The 18366-nt window shown below is 54.0% G+C and carries 11 protein-coding genes; 5 read left to right on the top strand and 6 right to left on the bottom strand.

Annotated elements, in window-relative coordinates:
* The first annotated feature begins 994 nt into the window (after positions 1 to 994).
* Positions 995 to 1804, top strand: coding sequence for a tyrosine-type recombinase/integrase (locus KA369_16665; GenBank protein MBP7737616.1), 810 nt, complete (start codon positions 995 to 997; stop codon positions 1802 to 1804).
* A 405-nt stretch (positions 1805 to 2209) separates the two neighbouring features.
* Here KA369_16665 and KA369_16660 read toward each other — a convergent pair whose 3' ends face one another.
* The 4 genes from KA369_16660 to KA369_16645 form a co-directional block, all read right to left on the bottom strand.
* A complete protein-coding gene (locus KA369_16660; GenBank protein ID MBP7737615.1) occupies positions 2210 to 4612 on the bottom strand; it encodes a patatin-like phospholipase family protein in 2403 nt (800 codons plus the stop codon).
* A gap of 491 nt (positions 4613 to 5103) precedes the next feature.
* Positions 5104 to 6396: a TldD/PmbA family protein gene (locus KA369_16655; protein MBP7737614.1), complete on the bottom strand. Its 1293-nt coding sequence runs from the start codon at positions 6394 to 6396 to the stop codon at positions 5104 to 5106.
* Complete coding sequence (locus KA369_16650; GenBank protein ID MBP7737613.1) at positions 6393 to 7799, bottom strand: TldD/PmbA family protein; 1407 nt, start codon at positions 7797 to 7799, stop codon at positions 6393 to 6395. Before KA369_16650 ends, KA369_16655 begins: the two co-directional genes overlap by 4 nt.
* On the bottom strand, positions 7774 to 8517 hold the full coding sequence (locus KA369_16645) for a 1-acyl-sn-glycerol-3-phosphate acyltransferase (GenBank protein MBP7737612.1): 744 nt from the start codon (positions 8515 to 8517) through the stop codon (positions 7774 to 7776). The genes KA369_16650 and KA369_16645 overlap by 26 nt, the downstream gene beginning before the upstream one ends.
* A 539-nt stretch (positions 8518 to 9056) precedes the next feature.
* Between KA369_16645 and KA369_16640 the strand changes: the two genes are divergently transcribed.
* The 4 genes from KA369_16640 to KA369_16625 all read left to right on the top strand — a co-directional run bounded on the left by KA369_16640 (position 9057) and on the right by KA369_16625 (position 12980).
* Entirely contained in the window at positions 9057 to 9326 is a 270-nt protein-coding gene (locus KA369_16640) for a hypothetical protein (GenBank protein ID MBP7737611.1), read from the top strand.
* Between the two features lie 792 nt (positions 9327 to 10118).
* Positions 10119 to 10727 (top strand): TetR/AcrR family transcriptional regulator, encoded by a 609-nt coding sequence (locus KA369_16635; GenBank protein ID MBP7737610.1) that lies wholly within the window; start codon positions 10119 to 10121, stop codon positions 10725 to 10727.
* A gap of 179 nt (positions 10728 to 10906) precedes the next feature.
* The gene (locus KA369_16630; protein ID MBP7737609.1) at positions 10907 to 12166 is read left to right on the top strand and encodes a HEAT repeat domain-containing protein; all 1260 of its coding nucleotides are present in this window, start codon (positions 10907 to 10909) and stop codon (positions 12164 to 12166) included.
* Between the two features lie 16 nt (positions 12167 to 12182).
* Positions 12183 to 12980 (top strand): hypothetical protein, encoded by a 798-nt coding sequence (locus tag KA369_16625; GenBank protein MBP7737608.1) that lies wholly within the window; start codon positions 12183 to 12185, stop codon positions 12978 to 12980.
* 42 nt (positions 12981 to 13022) lie between these two features.
* On the opposite strand, the gene KA369_16620 is transcribed toward KA369_16625, so the two are convergent.
* Positions 13023 to 17333: a PAS domain S-box protein gene (locus KA369_16620; protein ID MBP7737607.1), complete on the bottom strand. Its 4311-nt coding sequence runs from the start codon at positions 17331 to 17333 to the stop codon at positions 13023 to 13025.
* A 304-nt stretch (positions 17334 to 17637) separates the two neighbouring features.
* On the bottom strand, positions 17638 to 18105 hold the full coding sequence (locus KA369_16615) for a YbaK/EbsC family protein (GenBank protein ID MBP7737606.1): 468 nt from the start codon (positions 18103 to 18105) through the stop codon (positions 17638 to 17640).
* Between the last annotated feature and the right edge of the window lie 261 nt (positions 18106 to 18366).

Below are 18366 nucleotides of genomic sequence, written 5' to 3'. Positions count from 1 at the left end.
CAATAATTTTCCAGTTTTCATAATACCAAAGTTTTTTTGAATCAGGTTGTAATATTAGAACAAAGCATTTATAAGTTTTATCTAACCAGCCCATTTTATTCCTTTATTTTGCAATGTCGCCCAACATCTCAAACATGGCCGACGCCCGCGAAGCGGGTGTGCCGAGCGCCCCGCCGGTGAGGAGCGCTCTATAACTCCCCAAACACGCGACGAATCCGGCGGGATAAGCGCGAGCGCCGAGCACCGCAGGGGCACAGCCCCGAGGAGCGCAGCGGCCATGTTTTGTTGGGCGCCCGTTTTCGCAAGGCCCTTAAACAGATTACCATTCAATGATGGCGAAAGCCCAAAACACTGTTGAACGGGACGTCTAAAAAAGTGTACTTATAGCCATCCTAAATATTTTGCGATAACATAAATAAAAATAATATTCTTACAGAATGATTTATTCCAAAAAACTTACTGTCAATTCACACTTTAAAGAAAACCCTACATAATAAAGCCCATGATTCAGGCGAAAATGGCGCCTAACAAACCTTGGTTGAATTATTGTTAATGTAAAAAAGCATGATGTAGATGGAGCCAATGTCAACCGAAAAAAAAATTGGGGGAAAATAGGATAAATATTTTATAGTGCGATGGTATTGTTCGTATAACATATCAGAATGAAGAAATGGAGGAAACAGAGATGGGATCCCATAAGATTCTCGATATGTTGCTTAATACCTACTCTTACAAAAATGAGCCTCAATATATATCCAATAAAGATATATACGAATTCTTTCTCCAAAATAAAAAAATAATCAATTACAATGACTTTCTCATTATAAAAAATTACTTCTTTGAGAACCTGAAGGCCCCCCGGAAAGTCTTCTTTGAGCTTGATAAATGGTTTAAAGAATCAGGAAATGACGACCGGGTGTCGGTTATTGATGGGAAAAATATCCCGCGTCCGATATACCCCCGTCATTTCAATGAGTATAAAGAAGCCCTGAAGTTGAAGCGTTATTCTCAAAAAACCATTACAATGTATTGCGGGGCCCTTGGGGCCGTAAATCATTGGCTCCTATCCAATGGGTTTGGCCTCATTGATGATGCGTCGGACCATCAATTGCGGTCGTTTTTTCTCTATATGACCAATACGAAAAAAGCGTCCCTCTCCTCGATGCGCATTCACCGGTTTGCCATTTCCTATTATTTCAGACAGATTCTGGGAAGGGATGTGGATCTTTCTTTTGTTGAGGGATTGAGGGATTCCAAGCATCTGCCGGTCGTATTGACCCGCGAAGAGATACAGCGGATCCTCAATGTCATATATAATCTCAAGCACCGTACCATGGTGGCGCTGATGTATTCATCGGGCCTCCGGCTGTCTGAGCTTCTGAACCTGAGAGTGCGGGATGTCGGCCTTGAGGACCTGACCATTCATGTAAAGGAAGGGAAGGGCAGAAAGGACCGTATAACGATCTTTTCGGAAATAATCAGAGACGATGTGAGCCGCTTCATGCGGGGCAAGGAGCCGGATGAGTATCTTTTTCAATCAACGATAAAGGACGCCCGGGGTAAGTATTGCCGGCTTTCCGGCAGGACTGTGCAGAAAGTCCTTGAAGCGGCGCTGAAGCGCGCGGCCATAGCTAAAAAAGCCACGCCCCACGACCTGCGCCACAGCTTCGCCACGCATCTTCTCGAGAACGGCATCTCCATCCGCCACATCCAGCAGCTCCTGGGGCACAAGAACATAACCACGACGACTATATATACAAAGGTGTACAATCCCCGGCTGAAAGGGATCAAGAGTCCGCTGTGACAATTGTATTATAGTGCTGGAGAAAATTTGATATATCGCGGCCGCCTTGGCGGGCACGAGACCTGGCCCTTGACAGGTTTAACCTGGGCGAAGCCGAGGGCTCGATTCGACAGTTTAACGGCTCACTGCGGCGCCTTGGTAGCGTGGCCCCTTAAGCCCCGCGTCAGGGATGACGCGGGGATGCGATCGTCTGCAGGAGGCTGCATACGATCGCCGCATAGAGTAAGATTTTTTTAATGAAAAGGCCCAGCCTGTCGCGGCGCCTGAGCGACCGGTGTGAGTGGGAGCGCGAGGAGGCCATAGCCCCGGGTTTAAACCCGGGGCTATGGCCTCCTCGCACAATTGCCGAACAGCTCCCGGCCCGGGGTAAATGAAAATGATTATTCACGCGCCCCGCAGGGGCAATTAAAAACGATACCCTATGTTCGCCAGCACGAGGAACTTTCTCGACTCGCTTCCCCGCATCAGGGTTATCTCCACGGGCCCTATGATGGAATTGTAGCCCAGGGTCAGGCCGTACCCGTATTTGAGGTCGTTCTTCAGGTGATGTTTTATCGGAATGTAATAGCTGTAGTATTGCTCATATACGGTATTGTGCTCCCTGAACAGGTTGATAAATTTTTCCTTGACCCTGCCCACGCTGCCCCGGAGAATCAGGAAGAAATCCTTGTAGAACTCGATCTGGAATCCCACGTCCCCCACCAGCACGTTCTTGCCGTAGATCTGCATGAAATTGAGTCCCGTGAAGGGAAAGCACCCCGTGGTGTAGGTATTGAGGCCGCCGAAATAGTTTTCATATATGAAGGGGATGGTGCGACGATATATGCCCCAGTCGCCTTCTTTAAAATCATAGGCAACGTAGTACGGCTCCTTTGCCAGGATGAAGGCGCCCGTGAGCCCGAGGAACATGGCAAACCGCCTGTGGAAGGGTATGTATCCCTTCATCTTGACCGTGTATTTGTAAAAGTTCTTGTAGGTCGCGGTGTGCTTTATCATGCGCAGGTAATCGCTGAAGTATTTAACCTCGCCGTAGAACTGGTAGCCCGACGTGGGATAGAAGGTCTTGTCAAGGGTGTCGATCATCAGGTAGGCGTAGAGGTTCAGGCTCTCGATGTCCTTCTGGCTCGGGTCGCTTGGCGCCACATGGGCCGTTATGTTGGTGAAATCCTTCTGAACGCCGACGCCGATGGCGATATACTGGAGAATGACCGTCTGAACCACGAGGTCCGGGCCGTAGTTGTGGTACTTGTAGCTCGACAGGATGTCGCCCCCCTTGTACGTATTCATGGAATACTGGTCATAATGGAATTTCACGCCGAACCCGATCCCCGGCTTCCGCAGTCCCGTGTGAATGAAATAGGAAACCACCACGCCGGGGTACTGGCTCAGTCGGGCGTCGATGGATATCTTCGATCCCTTGCCCGCCAGGTTCCGGAGGGTCATGTTCAGCAATACGGAGGCGCTCATGTCCGAATCGTAGCTCAGGCCCACCTTGAGAAATATGCCTGACAGCTCGATGACACGGATGATGAGGGTCACGCCGTCTCCCCCGGCCGGCTCGATCTCGTAGGTGACCCGCTGGAAGAAGCCGCTCGCGTAGACCCGGTCTATGGCCTCGACCAGGGTATCGCCGGTGACCAGTGCGGGCGGCGTGAGGTTGAGCTTTCCCAGCACCAGGTTGCGCGATACGTGGTTGAGCCCCCTGATGTCTATGCCGGTGATCTTCAGCTTCTGCGTCACCTTGATGTCGGTCAGATCAAGCTTCCTTAATATCGAGATGGGAAAAGTCGGCGTTCGCAGGTCCTCCGGGTACCTGTTCTGCTGTTCCACCAGCGCCTCAAGCTCCGGGATCATGAGGCGGCCGGCCTCCTCGCCGACGGTGATCAGCTCCCGCCCCTTGTTGAAATCGCTCGAGCTGAAGCCCTTGATGTCGGGCATGATGAGGACATCGGCGAGGTTCCGCTCCTTTTTGGTCGATCGGTACCCGAGAAAGCTGATGGACTGGTCCATGATCTGGATGACCGATGTTATTTCATCTTTCTTGTACAGCGGGGCCCCGACGTCCACGGCGATGACGATATCTGCGCCCATGGCGAGGGCGTCTGATACCGGAAGATTCCTGATGACGCCGCCGTCGACCAGGAGATGGCCGTCGATCTCGATGGGAGTGAATATTGTCGGGATGGCCATGCTGGCGCGCATCGCCTCCGAAAGCGAGCCTTTCTTGAGCACGTAGGCCTCGCCGGTCACGATGTTGGTGCCGATGCAGCGGAACGGGATGGGGAGCTTGTCGAAATCGCTTATATCCTTTACGTGCTGGGTCAGCTGGGACATCATGGTGGTGAGCCGCTGTCCCCGCTTGAATCCCGTGGGGAGCATGATCCCCTTCTTCGCTATCTGGAAGGAGGTGATGTACTTGTCATGTTCCCCCTTTTCCTCTATGGAGGTGCTCCGGCGGGAGATCTCGTCGGCCAGCATCGCGTCCCAGTCCATGTTCAGGACCAGCTGCTCCAGCATGTCGGCGGTGTAGCCCGACGCGTAGAGCCCGCCCACGATGCTCCCCATGCTCGTGCCGGTGATGAAGTCGACCTGGAGCCCGGTCTTTTCGATGATCTTCAGGACTCCCACGTGGGCGATGCCCTTGGCGCCGCCCCCCGAGAGGACCAGGGCTATCTTCGGGCGCTTCTTGTAATGGCTGAATAGCTTGTTCTTGTCGATCTGGGCCGATGCTGACGCGCTGAATCCCGCCATGAGCCCGATAAGGAGGAGGGGGATCGTCGCCATGTATGTTTTTGATGTTTTACTCATTGGCCGGATCGTTGCTCCAGGGTAATAATCAAAATCTCAGGTGAAATATATATCATTACCGTGGTTTGTCGATAATTATTTTTTATCCTCACCCGCCTCACTTCCATTACATGGTTGTATCCTATCAGCTAAGATAATGCCCCCCCGACCCCCGGAGGGGGCGTGTATAACAGTACTCCAGTCTGCGTTAGGTATACCGCATAAATGAAATTTTGTGCATCTCTAAAATACTCGATAGAATGTCATAATAATTTGATTAATATAAGGGAACCTCGAAAAATCAAATTTGGATGTTCCCTTGTGGGCACTTTCAGTGTAAAAATTAGAATTTTTCAATGTTGATATATTGAAAATTCTAATTTTTAGAGGTGCCCATAATAAAGTTTCTTTTTTCCACAAGGAATTCTATCACTCACGCCCCCACTGGGGGACGGGGGGATATATAAGGTAAGTACTGGTCAGCCGTTAGCGAGGGTGCCCGGCGGGTTTTATCACCCCGTGAAATTCACCGAGGGAAACAGGACATAGGGCGCCAGCACGGAGCCGATCCGCTCGCGCTCGGCGCTCAGGACGATATCTCCGGCAAGGAGCCTGAACAGGTTGTCCGATATCATGCAGTCCTTGACGCGGCCCCTGATGGCACCGTTCTCGATGAGATAGGCGAGCTCCAGGTTCCCGGAAAAGTCGCCGGTCAGGGTGTTCGACTGGCCCAGGCCGATGAACTGCTCCACCAGGATGCCCCGGGAAACGCCGCGGATTATGCCTTCCCTGCCGTCGCGCCCCGGCTCTATGACGATGTTGCTGTAGGAGGGATAGGGGAGCGACGAATAGCCCCGGGCCCCGTTGCCGCCGGGGGTCAGGTTCAATTTCTGCGCGTATTTCAGGTCGGTGATGAAGTTCTCTATCCTGCCCCGGTCGACCAGGCGCTTGTCCCCGGCCGTGACCCCCTCGTCGTCAAAGGGATAACTGTAGGGCGAGCCGGGCACCTCCGGATCGTCGCGCACCGTCAGGGAGCTGTTGAAGAGCGCGGCGCCCCGCTTGTCCGCGAAGGGGGATATGCCCTTCCAGACCGCTTTCGCGTTCAGCCCGCCGGTCATGATGCCGATGACGCGGGCGAAGGCGCGGGGCGAAAGGATCACCGGGACCCGGCCGCTGCGGAGCTTCCGCGTCGACAGGGCCGCCTCGATCTTGCCGATGATCGCCGATCCGAGATTGCCGCAGGGGGCGGGGGCGAGAAAGGAGGCGCTCTCCCCCGCGTCGATCCTGGCGCCGTCGTCGAGGATCAGCGTCGCCCCGATGGAAACCGAGTAGCGGCTGCTGCGGTAGGAGAGGTCCAGGCCGCTGGAGTTGACGATGCGCATGGACCCCGCCGACCTGCTCACGGTCATGTCCACGGTGGCCCCGGGGAACCGGCCGGTGATCGCCGCGATGGTCTCCCGGGCCCGTTCGATCTCATCGGCCGGGTCGAAGCGCTCGATGGCGCCGTCATAGGGCTCGAAGGCCCTGGCGGACTTCGCGGGGAGATCGAAATCCTCGCTGTCGCCCCAGGCCGAGAGGGTCAGGGCCCGGTCCGCCGTTTCCTCCAGGCGGGTCGGATCATTGGTGTAGGAAAAGCCGGTCTTGCCGTCCACGTTCACCCGCACGCCGTATCCGCTGTTGTGCCGCTCCGTGACCGCGTGGAGCCTGTTGTTGGCGAAGGATATGGGCATGCCCGATCCCCGGACCTCGATGATGTCGAACCAGCGCGCCTTGCCCGATAGCCTGTCCCGTATCCGCTCGATCACTGGGCGCCTCCTATGAGGACGTCTTTAATCAGGAGATGGGGGCCGCCGAAGGAGACCGGCAGGGGCCCCTGGCCGCCCTTGCCGCACCCCCCCAGGCCTCCGAACATCCGGCGGTCGTTTCCGATCATGTCGATATTGCGCAGGGTGGTGAAGACATTGCCGGTGAGGACGATGTCCTTGTACATCTTTCCCGGTTTTCCGTTCCTGATCTCGTAGCCGTAGGCGGAGGTGAAGGTGAACATCTCCAGGTTGGTCTCCCCGCCGATCATGCCGGCGGCGTACACGCCGTCGCCCGCGGCGTCCAGTATCGTCTCGCGGCTGTGGTCGCCGTTCTCGATGTAGGTGTTGGTCATGCGCACGATGGGCTGGTTCATGACGCCGATGGCCCTGGCGTTGCCGGTCGTCTCCTCTCCCATTTTTTCAGCCGTCTCGCGGGAATGGAGCCTCCCGGAGAGGAGGCCGTTCGTGATGAGCCTGGTTTCGCACGGAAGGACCCCTTCGTCGTCAAAGGGAATGTAGCCTGAAAGCTCCGGCATGTCCCCGCAGTCGACCACGGAGAGCTCCGGGGGGCCGAACTCTTTCCCGAAGACCATCACCTCCCGGAGCCTCTCGTTCTCGTGGACGAAGTCGGCCTCGGAGAGGTGGCCGAAGGCCTCGTGGATGAACACGCCGGCGAGCTTCTGGTCGGCGACGACGCGGTAGGTGCCCCCGGGGACCGGCTCTGCGGAGAGGAGGTCAACGGCGATTTTTACCACGGCATCGGCAAGGTCGTCACGCCCCTCCGCGATCTCGTAGCCGCCGTAGCCGGACACGGATTCCCCGTAGGGCTGGATGACGGAGCCGTCCCGCGCCACCGAGGAGAGCTGGACGCCGCAGTAGGCGCGGTCATAGGTTATTTCCGATCCCTCGGAGTTCAGGTAGGCGTATTCGCTGATGACATCGCGGTATACCGCGCGGGTCGTCTGGATTTTCGAGGATGATCGCAGTATCCCGTTATAGCCGCTGATGAGGCGGAATTTCTCGTCCAGGGGGATCCGTGTGAAGTTCTTTCCCATGGTCGTGGCGAAATGCTTTCGCACCGCGTTTGCACGGCGTATCCGCGTCTTTTCGGTCAGGCCCAGGGACGACGAGATGGCGATGCCCTGCCTGAAATGCCGCTCGATATCGGAGAGGTCGTTGAAGGAGATGAAGCCCCAGGCCCCGTTGTTGAGGACCCGGACGGAGCCGCCGACGGTGTCGCCGGAGGAAAAGGTCTCCACCTGTTCCCCCGATAATGATATGGATGTTCCCGTGCTGGCGCTGAGGCGTATCTCCGCGAATTCGCAGGGGCACACCGAGAGGAGGGCGCGCGCCCGGGAGATGGCTCTGTCAAGGCCCTCACGCATCGGGTTTCCGGCCGTCATTGTTTTCCAGCCCCTGCCGGATGCTCTGTTTCGCCCTGGCCATGAGGTCTTCTATGTTTTGTTCCGTGTACCCGGCGATATCGATGGGCTTGTGAATGATCATCTTCGCGTTGCCGGGGAAGAGGCCGATGGTGTTGGTGGGAAGGATCTCCTTTGTCCCTATGATGGTGACCGGCAGGACCGGCAGGCCCAGGTCGATGGCGAACTTGAAGGCCCCTTTCTTGAATTCGAGGAGCTCTCCCGTGGCGCTCCTGGTCCCTTCCGGAAAGAAGACGACCGATGTCCCGTTCTTCATCTTCGACTTCGCGGCGTTTATGGAATCGATGGCGCCCTTGCTGTTGGAGCGGTCGATGTAGATGTGTCCCGCCTTGTAGCAGTAATAGCCGAGGATGGGGACCTTCCGGAGCTCCATCTTCATGACCCAGCGGAAGTCGATGGGGAGCCAGCCGTATATGACGAAGATGTCATACTGGCTCTGGTGGTTGGCGACGATGACATAGGATTGGGCGGGGTCGATGTTTTCCGCGCCGAAGACCTTTACGAACATCGGCGTTATGAAGCTGTTGAAGCGGGCCCAGACGATGCCCGCTATTTGAATGGAGCGCTCGCTGGCGGTGAACAGAAAGATGAATATCACGATGAAGTCCAGCGTGATGAACATACCCAGGAGAGGGAAAAATACCAGGTATTTATACACTTGATACAGGTTGTAAAGTATCTTGTTGTCTCTCATACGTACTCCTGAAGCAAATTTTAGGTAATGGTTCATATTTATATTTTTTTTATTTTCCGGATCCGGTTGCTGTCAGAGGGCCGCCGGTTGAGCAAATGATAAACTCCAATCTTCCGATTAAGAAAATGGATAATTGTTAAGCAAATTCAATTGTCAAGTAATAATTACTATAAATGAAGCTCACTGCGATAATGGCTTTTTTCCATTTAAAGGTAGTTCCCTCAAATAGCAGGGGTCCATCGGAAATCTTCTGTATTGAAATATTCATTGGACTTGTTGCATAACTTTTTGTGGGGTTTTAAGGGCGAAGCCTCTTAAAAAGCCCCGCAGCGCCGCACTGCCTGCGCCGAGCCGAGCAAGTTCGAAGTGGGTGCCTGCAAGCTGGAAACGCCAGTTTCCCAACAATTCTAATATTTGAACAAATGTATGATTTTTGTCCATAAATAAAAAAATTTTTTTTGATAAAAAAAATAAAATCTGTCGATTATAAAAATAGAAAAACTCCAAGGATGGAGGCAAAGGAAATGGATGTCACATTAATAACAAACACCCCATATTCAATACCGCGATCAATTGACAGTTCCGATGCGTATCCCGGCAAGCTCATCGGTGAAAAGAATCCCGATGTCGCCACTGACTATCCGCGGCAGGACAGCATTAATGACAAAATGCTGAAGGAAGCGATGATGAACCTGCAGGAGGTACAGAATTTTCTGTATATGATCATCGGGTCACGGTTGAGAATCGAATCAAATCACAATACTCCCGGGACCAATGTCAATACCTGCGCGTAAAATTCCTACGGTCACGGTTTGAGGAATCAATACTCGTTCCCTGGTTGTCCGCAGCCCCTGGTGATATGCCTGCATTAGTCACAGGGGCCGTGGTTTTCCCGCAACTCCCTGATTTCAAACAAATAATCGAATTAACAACAGCAGAAAATATGAATAGTGCGGAATCTTCATTCTTAACACTATTTCTGTTAAATCTATCTATTTTCGATGAAAAATCTCCACCTTATGCACATGATAAAAAAACTGGATATTAATGAAAAATTGTTGACCCCATATTGCAGTTTGTTGTTTCATAAACATTGTTTCAATAAATGACATATATTAAATTTTATATCTAATTCCTTGGTGGTGAATAATTATCAACAAAGGATAAATCGTTCCCCCCGTAGATTAAGTATCAACAATCCAGTGAAATGGGGCGGCTGTGATGGTCGTTTTTTGAAATATTCACAATTTGTTCATGTTATGGGTCCATTTGTATCTAAAGAGGTTATTGATTTAAATCGATAAGTAAACATAAAGGATTTGTTTATCGCCGGATCATTATACAGCGTATTTTCCCGCAGCCATCCGTGTCAGCGGAAGAAATGGATTGCAGGCACCGCAAGTCCGGTCACATTACATCAATAAAAAAAGAACGGTCAATGAGCAGGGAATTACAGGAAAAAGCCGAGCGGATCATCCGGGAATTGAAAGATTCACTGGTTCCTATTAAGGAAGAGATAGAGATATTGAAAAGCAGTTCTGATGAAAAACGCACAAGGACTTTAAGGTAATTGTGAGGGAGCAGGCATGCCACCAAAAGGAGAAAGAAGAAAACAGCAGATCGTCGATACCGCCAAGCAGATGTTCATTGAAAAGGGGTTCCAGAGCACCCACATCGGGCAGGTATGCGAGAAACTGGACATTGCCCGGGGCACCGTGTACCAGTACTTCAGAAACAAGAAGGAGATCCTCTACGCCATTCTGGATGACGTGCTCGAAAACATTGAGGACATCTTCGATCAGGATGATTTCAACGAGTTTTTCAGCGGCAATCCGGGCACCGAAGCGGTACTGGAATTCATAAACAAGCGCCTGATGTCATGCATCTCCGTTCTGCTGGGAGAGCCCATTGTCATCAAGCTCATATACAAGGAAATTGTCGGCGTCGATGAGGACGTCAATGTTCAGGTCAGCAAGGCCGTCTCGTCAATAGCAAAATATGTGGCCCGCGAAGTGGAAGACTTGATGGCCCGGGGCGTGTACAAGCAGACCCTGGACCCCAAGATAACGTCGATGATGATCGTCGGCGGCGTCATGCTGGTGGTGTACGAATGCGAACTGTCGAAGCAGAATGCCCTTGACCAGGATCTCATCTCGATTATAGCGAAGAACTATCTCTACGGCGTATTGAAATAACATTAAAAAAAGAATAGTTTTCGCAGAGGCGCTGAGTCGCAGGGTCTTGATAATTTTCAAATGATATTTATAACTTGAAAAGTAGAAAATTGATCTTAAAAAATGTATTAATTCCCTGTTTTTGCTCTGCGCCCCTGCGTCTCTGCGAGAACCTTTTCAACTATTAATCGCACCATGCCATGAACAGAAAAAGAAAAACTTTTCTCATGATCTCCCTGTCGTTCATCGCCGCCGCATTACTGGCGGCGGCGGCCGGGCGTAATGTCCTCCTCGCGAACGAAAAGAGCGCGGAGCGGGAGATTGCCGGCCTTGTTGCCGGTATCCTTGACGAGACCGATGATGCGGCGAAGCAGGAGCTGATCAAGAAGCTGCGCTCCTATCCGCCCCGCGAGGTATCCGCGCGCTGGGTCAAGGAGCTCGACGGCGCGGTGCGGGAGAGCACCATCGTGCGCGTCATCGACGCCATGTCGGAATTCAACGACCGCAGCTTCGTTCTGCCCCTGGCGGAGCATCTCGTCAGCTCGCACTACGCGGTGAGGAAAAGCGCGGCCCGGGCGCTCAAGAGAGTCGGCGATGACCGGCTGTTCCCGGTGATTCTGAAGATGGTCAACAGCCCGGTCCCGGTGCACCGGATCTATTTCATCGAGGCCATGAACTATCTCTTCGACCAGCGGTTTTACCCTTCGCTGACGGGCCTCCTCCGCGACGAGAACAAGTCGATACGGATTTACGTGCTGAACTGCCTCAAGGAGAACAGGATCACGGAGTCGCTGGCCCTGGTCAGGGGTGCCGCGATGGGAGATAAAAACGACGAGGTCCGGATCGCCGCCATCGAGGCGATCGGCGCCATGCGCGACGGCAACGGCCTGAACGTGCTGCACGTGACGATGAACGACAGGAACCGGGATGTCCGCAGCGAGAGCGTCAAGGCGATTAGCCTCATCGGCTCCGCCGCATCGGTCAACCCCCTGTCGCTGCGGCTCCTCGCCGAGGAGGACAATGAGATCAAGGATCTCATGATCGAGACCCTTTCCTCGATGCGGCGGGTGGGCGATATCAGGGGCCTGGAAAAGATCCTCCTGAACGACTCGAACCTGGGACTCAGGATAAAGTCGGCCTACGTCCTCGGCTTTTCCGGGAGCCAGCAGGCGTTTTCGGCCCTGCATCACGCCCTGAAGGACTCGGATTTCCGCGTCCGTGCCGAGGCGTGCAACTCCATCGGAAATTTCCGCAACCGCCAGGCCCTGGCGTGCCTCTTCGAGGTCCTTGAGCGGAACGAGGAAGTGTATGTCAAATCGGCGGCGCTCTACGCCGTGCGGCGCATCAATGACAAGACATCCCTCATGGGCCTCTTCGACCTGTACACCAGGGAGAAGGACCCCATCTTCCGGGAATTGCTGCAGGAAGCGATCCGCGACTATATCAGGCGCTTCATATAAGAGGGGATGTCCGCCCATGGCCATGTCCGACGACGAAATAGACCTGCTCATCGAAAAGCTGAAGAAGCGGTACGCGGAGTATTCGCGGAAAAACCCGACCTGGTTCAATATCGACGCCTTTAACGACCGCCTCCTCATGGCCTACCGGAACCGCATGAACATGGAAGCCTTCATCCTCGCGGAGATAGCCAACTTCGAGAAGGTCAAGCAGAAGTACGATAAGAAAAAGAACGAAAAATCCTTTTCGGAGCAGGTCGACAAAATCATCGAAGAGATGACTGCCCGCGTTAAAAAATACCCGCCCATACAATTCCACCCGAAGGCGGGGGTGGAGATCGCCCATTTCTACGGCGCATTGTCCGAGTTCGATCGCCACTATTTTGCGGTCCTCTTCGTACTGGCGGAGGACAAATCGCTCAAGGACAGGCTCATCGCCTTCGAGGGCGAGCTGAACAATCTCGCGGCGCCCCGCGGAAAGCTCCCGGCGAAGCGGATCGAGGACCACCTGATGAAGCTTCGCCTGGGGCAATCCTCTGAAATCGAGATCGAGCGGGATAAAAACGACTACCTCAAGGAATCGGCCTTCCTCCTCCATGAGATCGTCGATTTCTGCGACGGCCTTGTGGAGGCCAGGAACCCCGAATGGGAAAATCCTCTTCGCATGAGCAAGCTCTTCGTCGAGGACGGCAGGAGAAAAGTCATGGCCATACTTTTTACCGGTCTCACCGGATACGGCGCCATCATGAAGGTGCGCGATTACGCGGCCGGGATCATCGATGACTTTCGTCTCACGGCGTTCAGGCGCCAGCGGTAACCGGAGCGGCCGCTTCCCGCCCGTGATCTACGGCGACCGGTCTCACATCCTCATCCGGTACAGTTTCGTATTCATGGATATGTCGCAGGAAAAGCCGCTTCCCTCGGAAAATCGTATGTTGCCGTGGAGCTGGTGACGCACGATTTCACGGATAATCGTCAGCCCCAGCGAGGGAGACTCGAGGGGGTCGATCTCCGGCGAAAGGCCTATGCCGTCATCCCGGTACATCAGGGTAATCTCATTGTCGGACGCGCGCAGCGTGATGCCGATGGCGCCGCGGCGGTTTCCGGGAAAGGCGTGCAGGACCGAGTTGCTGATGAGCTCGTTCAGCACCAGGCCGAAGGGGATGGCGGTGTCGATCGAGACATTGCAGGGATCGACATCCTGCTTGACCGATATCCTGCCGGCCGCTGCCTGGGAATTGCTCACGATCAGGGTGACAATGTCCGCTATGTAATCATTCAGGCTGATGGAAGCCAGGTCCTTTGATTCATACAGTTTCTGGTGGACCAGGGCCATGGTGCGTATCTTTGACCCGATGAGGTCGAATGCCGCCCTGTGGGCCTCGTTGCCCGGCTTCTCCGCCTCGAGGGACATGAGGCTGTAAATGACCTGCATGTTGTTCTTCGTGCGGTGATAGAGCTCTCTCAGCAGCACCTCCTTTTCCCTGAGGGATTCCCTGACGCGCTCCACCATCTTTTTCTGCTCGGTGATGTCCCGCGCCGAGGTGATGACCGCCTTCACCCTTTTCTGCTCGTCGAATTCGGGCATGAGAATCCAGTCAATCCATGTTCCGTTGGGCAGCTGGAACTCGATGCGGTGGGTGGAGCGGTTATCGATGACGAACCTGGTCGCCTCCTCCCATTTTTCGCACAACCCTGCCGGGAAGTCCAGCTCACGGTGCGTTTTTCCGATATAGGCCTCGGGTGGTATGCCGGTCTGCTGTTTCACAGCAGGGTTCACATACAGGTGTCTTCCCTCGGTATCGAACCGCATGATGACATCCAGGGAATTCTCGGCAAGGGCCCTGAAGGTCTCCTCGCTGGAGCGGAGGGCCTCTTCGGCGTCACGCTTGTCGGTGATGTCCCGGATCGACTCTATGATGCCGATAATGTCGCCGTTGGTATCGTAAATGGGGGAGGCTATGGCCCAGATGTAGCCTCCCTTGCCCTCGTAGAGCGCCGGCGCGTAGGCTTCTCCAAAATAGGTGCCGCCTTTGCGCTGGACAAAGGAATACTTCAACTTGAGCTCTTCGTCATCCTTTCCGATAAGGTCCATGAGGTATTCGCGCGGGCTGCCATAGAAGAAAACCGCAGCCTCGGCATGGTCTTTGCCGATCATGTCGTTCCTGTGCGCTCCGGTCATCTCCTCCATGGCGCGGTTCCACTCTATTATCTTTTTATCCTTATCGATGATAAAGGTGGCATCGGGAAGGAACTCGATGATGTCGGCGAGGCGCCGCTCCGATCGGCGGAGCGCCTCCACCATCGCCTCCCTCAGGGATTCCATTCTTTTCTTCTCGGTGATATCATGCAGGATCCCTTCAACGCCTGTTACGGCTCCGTCGTCGTCCCGTATGAAATGGCTGCTCGTTGACACGTATATCACCGTACCGTCACGGCGCTTGAGCCGGGTCTCGAAGCCGGTTACCGAGCCTGCCTTGTTCATGGTTGCGATGAAGATCGATCTGTCTTCCGGGTCGGCGTAGATGTCACGGGCGATGTCAATGCCGATGACCTGGTCCAGGGTGTCATATCCCAGGAGCCCGAGGACGGAGGGGCTCGCAAAGGTGAGGCGTCCCTCCATGTCGGCGCGGTAATAGATGTCCTGCATGTTGTCGATGATGGCCCTGAAGCGGGCCTCGCTCTCGCGGATCAACGCCTGGTCCGCCTCCTTCTGCGATTCCGCCTTTCTGCGCTCGGTAATATCGATACCCATCCCGAAAAAGAACTGCAAAACCCCCTTGCCATCAAATACCGCTTTCCCGTGCCATTCCACAAGGATCTCATGGCCGTCCTTCGCCACGATACGGTTCTCATTGAGGGTGTCCCTCTTCATCTCTATAATATCCTGAAACACCATGTCCAGGGCGACCCTGTCGTTTTCGGGCACAAAGGTATTCATATAATCCTTGCCGATCACTTCGCTTTCGGCGTAACCCAGGGCGGACAGCATGGAGCGGTTCATCAGCATGGTCCTCCCTTCGCCGCTTATGACCACGATAAAGGCAGGGGAGGTCTGGATTAGGGTCATGTTGAAATCGTGCTCGTTCTGGAGCTCTTTCTCCGCTTTTTTCCGCTCGGTGATATCGCGAATGATTGCCCACAGGTTGCGGGGAGCCCCGTTATTGTCTCTCCCCATGTAGGTCCTCAGTTCAACGGGTATGATCGTTCCATCTTTGCGCTGGTACTCCTTCTCATAGATGTCGGAATAGCCCCTGGGGTACACCTGGTTCGAGACGATCGATTCCTCAAAGTGGTGCCATTTTTCCGGAGTGAAATCCTCGTATTTCATGCGGAGGAGCTCGTCCCGCCCGTAGCCCAGCATGGCCATGAAGCTCTCGTTGAACTCGAGAAGCGTTCCGTCGAGATCGGTGACAACGAAGGCATCCATGAGAGAATCGTACAAAGCGTGATACTTTTTTTCAGACTCCTCCAGTTCCTTCAGGGCCGTCTTGCGCTCGCTGATGTCGCGCACGATGGCCAGCAGGTTGGTCTGGCCCATGATGTCGATGCGTTTCAGGGATACCTCTGCATCGAACGGGGTGCCGTCCATGCGTGTGTGGACCCATTCGAAAGACTGGGACTGCCCTGCGAAGGCCGCCGAGATCTTCTCCAGGGCTTTTTCCCTTGAATCCCTGCCGTCAGGCTGAAGGGGGGGCGAAAAGGCATAGGGAGTCTTGCCGAGGATATCCTCCCTGGTGCAGCCGAATAGTTCGCAGGTCCTCGTGTTGCAGTCGGTGAAAACGTCATCCTTCACGGTGAAAATGGCGTCATTGGCGTTCTCAAAGAGGGTGCGGTACCGGGTCTCCGAGTCGAGAATATCTTTCATGGCCTGGTGTTCCGCGGTGACGTCGCGGAAGTACCATACGCGGCCCAGGTACTCCCCCGGCCTGGTCATGACCGGCGATGAGTAGCGGGCGAACACGCGGCCGTCTTTGAAGGTGATCTCATCGATGCTTGTTTCGGCCGGATGATCGTAAAGATAGCGTACCCGCTCCATGAATCCCGTGGGATCGGCAAGCTGCGTGAGAATAAAGGACAGCGCCCGGTCATCCGAACGCGTTTCAAGTATTTCCTCAGGAATGGACCATATCATGGCGAATCGCTTGTTATAAGAAAGGATTTGACCCTGTCCGTTCACGATCAGTATCCCGTCAAGGGAGGTTTCCTGCTGGGTCATGAGAAGGGTATTGGCGATACGGAGCTCTTCCTCGGCCCGTATGCGCAGGGTGAGCTCCATGCCAATTTCCCTTGTCCTCTGGACGACACGTCGTTTCAGCAGCTGTGTCCATGCGAGTATCGCAACGATGAGAATGAGCGCCAGTCCCAGGGCGGCGGCCCCGTACGGCAGGAGCCACAAGGGCACCGGGGACGGCGGCTTCATCGATCCAAGCCAGGTGTTGTATATTTTTTCGTAGCGACCGGTCGATTTCAGGATGGTGATACCCTGGTTGAGGACGGCCGCCAGCTCCCGGTCCCCCTGCCTCACGGCAAAGCAGTATTCCCTTGGCTGGAACGGCGGGCCCGCGGTGGTTATGTTGGAGAGGCCGTACTTCTTCGCGTTATAGAGGCCCTGGGACTCCGCGAGGAGCGCCGCGTCGTATCTGCCCGAAGAGAGCATCCTGATGGCGTCAAGCTGGGATTCTGCCGGCACAAGGAAGGGCGTGATATAGGTCTCCGCCGCGTAGTCGTTCATGATGTCGCCCTTCTGCACGATGACCTGCTTCGCCTGGAGATCTTTCAGGGAAGTGATGGAGGAGCCTTTACGGACGAAGATTGAATGGTTCACGATGGTGTGGGGTATTGAGAAATCTACCAGCCTTTCCCGCGCCGGCGAATAATACATGCCGAGGAGCATGTCGATCCTCCCCTGTTCAAGGTCGGCGCGCGCCTCGTTCCATGGCCCGAGGCGTATTTCAACGTCAAGGTCCATGATCCTCGCAATGGCGCGGATAAGGTCGACATTAAATCCGGCGGGTTTCCCCGACGCATCCAGGAATTCGTAGGGTGGGTAGGAATAATCGCCCCGCGCCATGATATGACGCCTCGGAATATCCTTTCCTGCCAGGGGCGGGCTTGCTATCAGGTGCAGGGCGGTGACGAGAATAAGGGTGATTCGTGTGATGGTCATGATCTCCCGTTTATTCCAAGGTGTTATACGGTGTGACTGTTAATTACATCATGCGGCAGTTACTCTGATTTCAAAGGCGGATTCATATCACCCTCATTCACCTGTACCCCTTTAAAATATACAGGAGTATTCCCCTGGCGTCAAGTGAAATTGGTTCACCAGGGTTATCAAACAAGGAGCCGCTGGGAAGGAGGCGTGTTTTCACCGCTTTAATTCCCGGTGAGATATGTCGGCAGCAAGCGGAAAAGTCAACCTCCGGGGCGCCGTTGCCTGATCCGTGCCGGAGCTTCTGAGAGTGAGCCCCTTACAGCTTGAATTTGAAATTCACTATGCGGGGGTGAACGAGCTTTTCGAAGTCTCTGTACTTCATTCTAATAAGCTCGGTATGGGTGCCGGCGTTAAAAAAGATATCATCATCCTTTGTCAGATCGTCCGAGATGATCTCATCAAAACCGTACAGGTTTCCGAAGGGAGGCATGGCGCCCATCTCGCAATCGCTGAACCTGCTGATGAAGTCCTTTTCCATGGCCAGCTCTACATCCTGCGTTTCATACAGGGCCTTCAGGAGTGACAGGTTCACCTTCTGGTTGGCCGTCATAACCACCATGATGAGCTTCCCGTTGACCTTGACCATCACCGGCTTTGCCATTTCATAGCCGTGAACATGGGCCATGTGCGCGGTCTGGGTCGATGAATAGGCAAGGGGGTGGCGAATGACCTCGAACTGAATATTGTTGTTTTTCAAGTATTCAATGAGCTTCTCTCCTTTCATGATTATTCCCTCCTCTGTTAATGGTAGTCTCGCTATCATATAAGTTAGTTTATATGCATACCTGAGTCAAAATTAATTACCGGTATTAGCCATCTGGCTGGATTCTGGAAAATCCGGAGCTTTACCGCGGGGTATTTTGCAAAATCGTGTTTTTTAATGCGTAGCCCCTCAAATGGCATGATAATGTTGCCTCCCGTAGACGGCTTTGCGGAGCCGCACACAAAATATTTGAAATGAGTGGGATTGTTGGTTATTATAGGA

This window comes from Spirochaetota bacterium (assembly GCA_017999915.1).
Taxonomy (GTDB): Bacteria; Spirochaetota; UBA4802; order UBA4802; family UBA5550; genus RBG-16-49-21.
The sequence above is the reverse complement of the archived record's forward strand: the minus strand, read 5'-3'. Positions and strand labels throughout refer to the sequence as shown.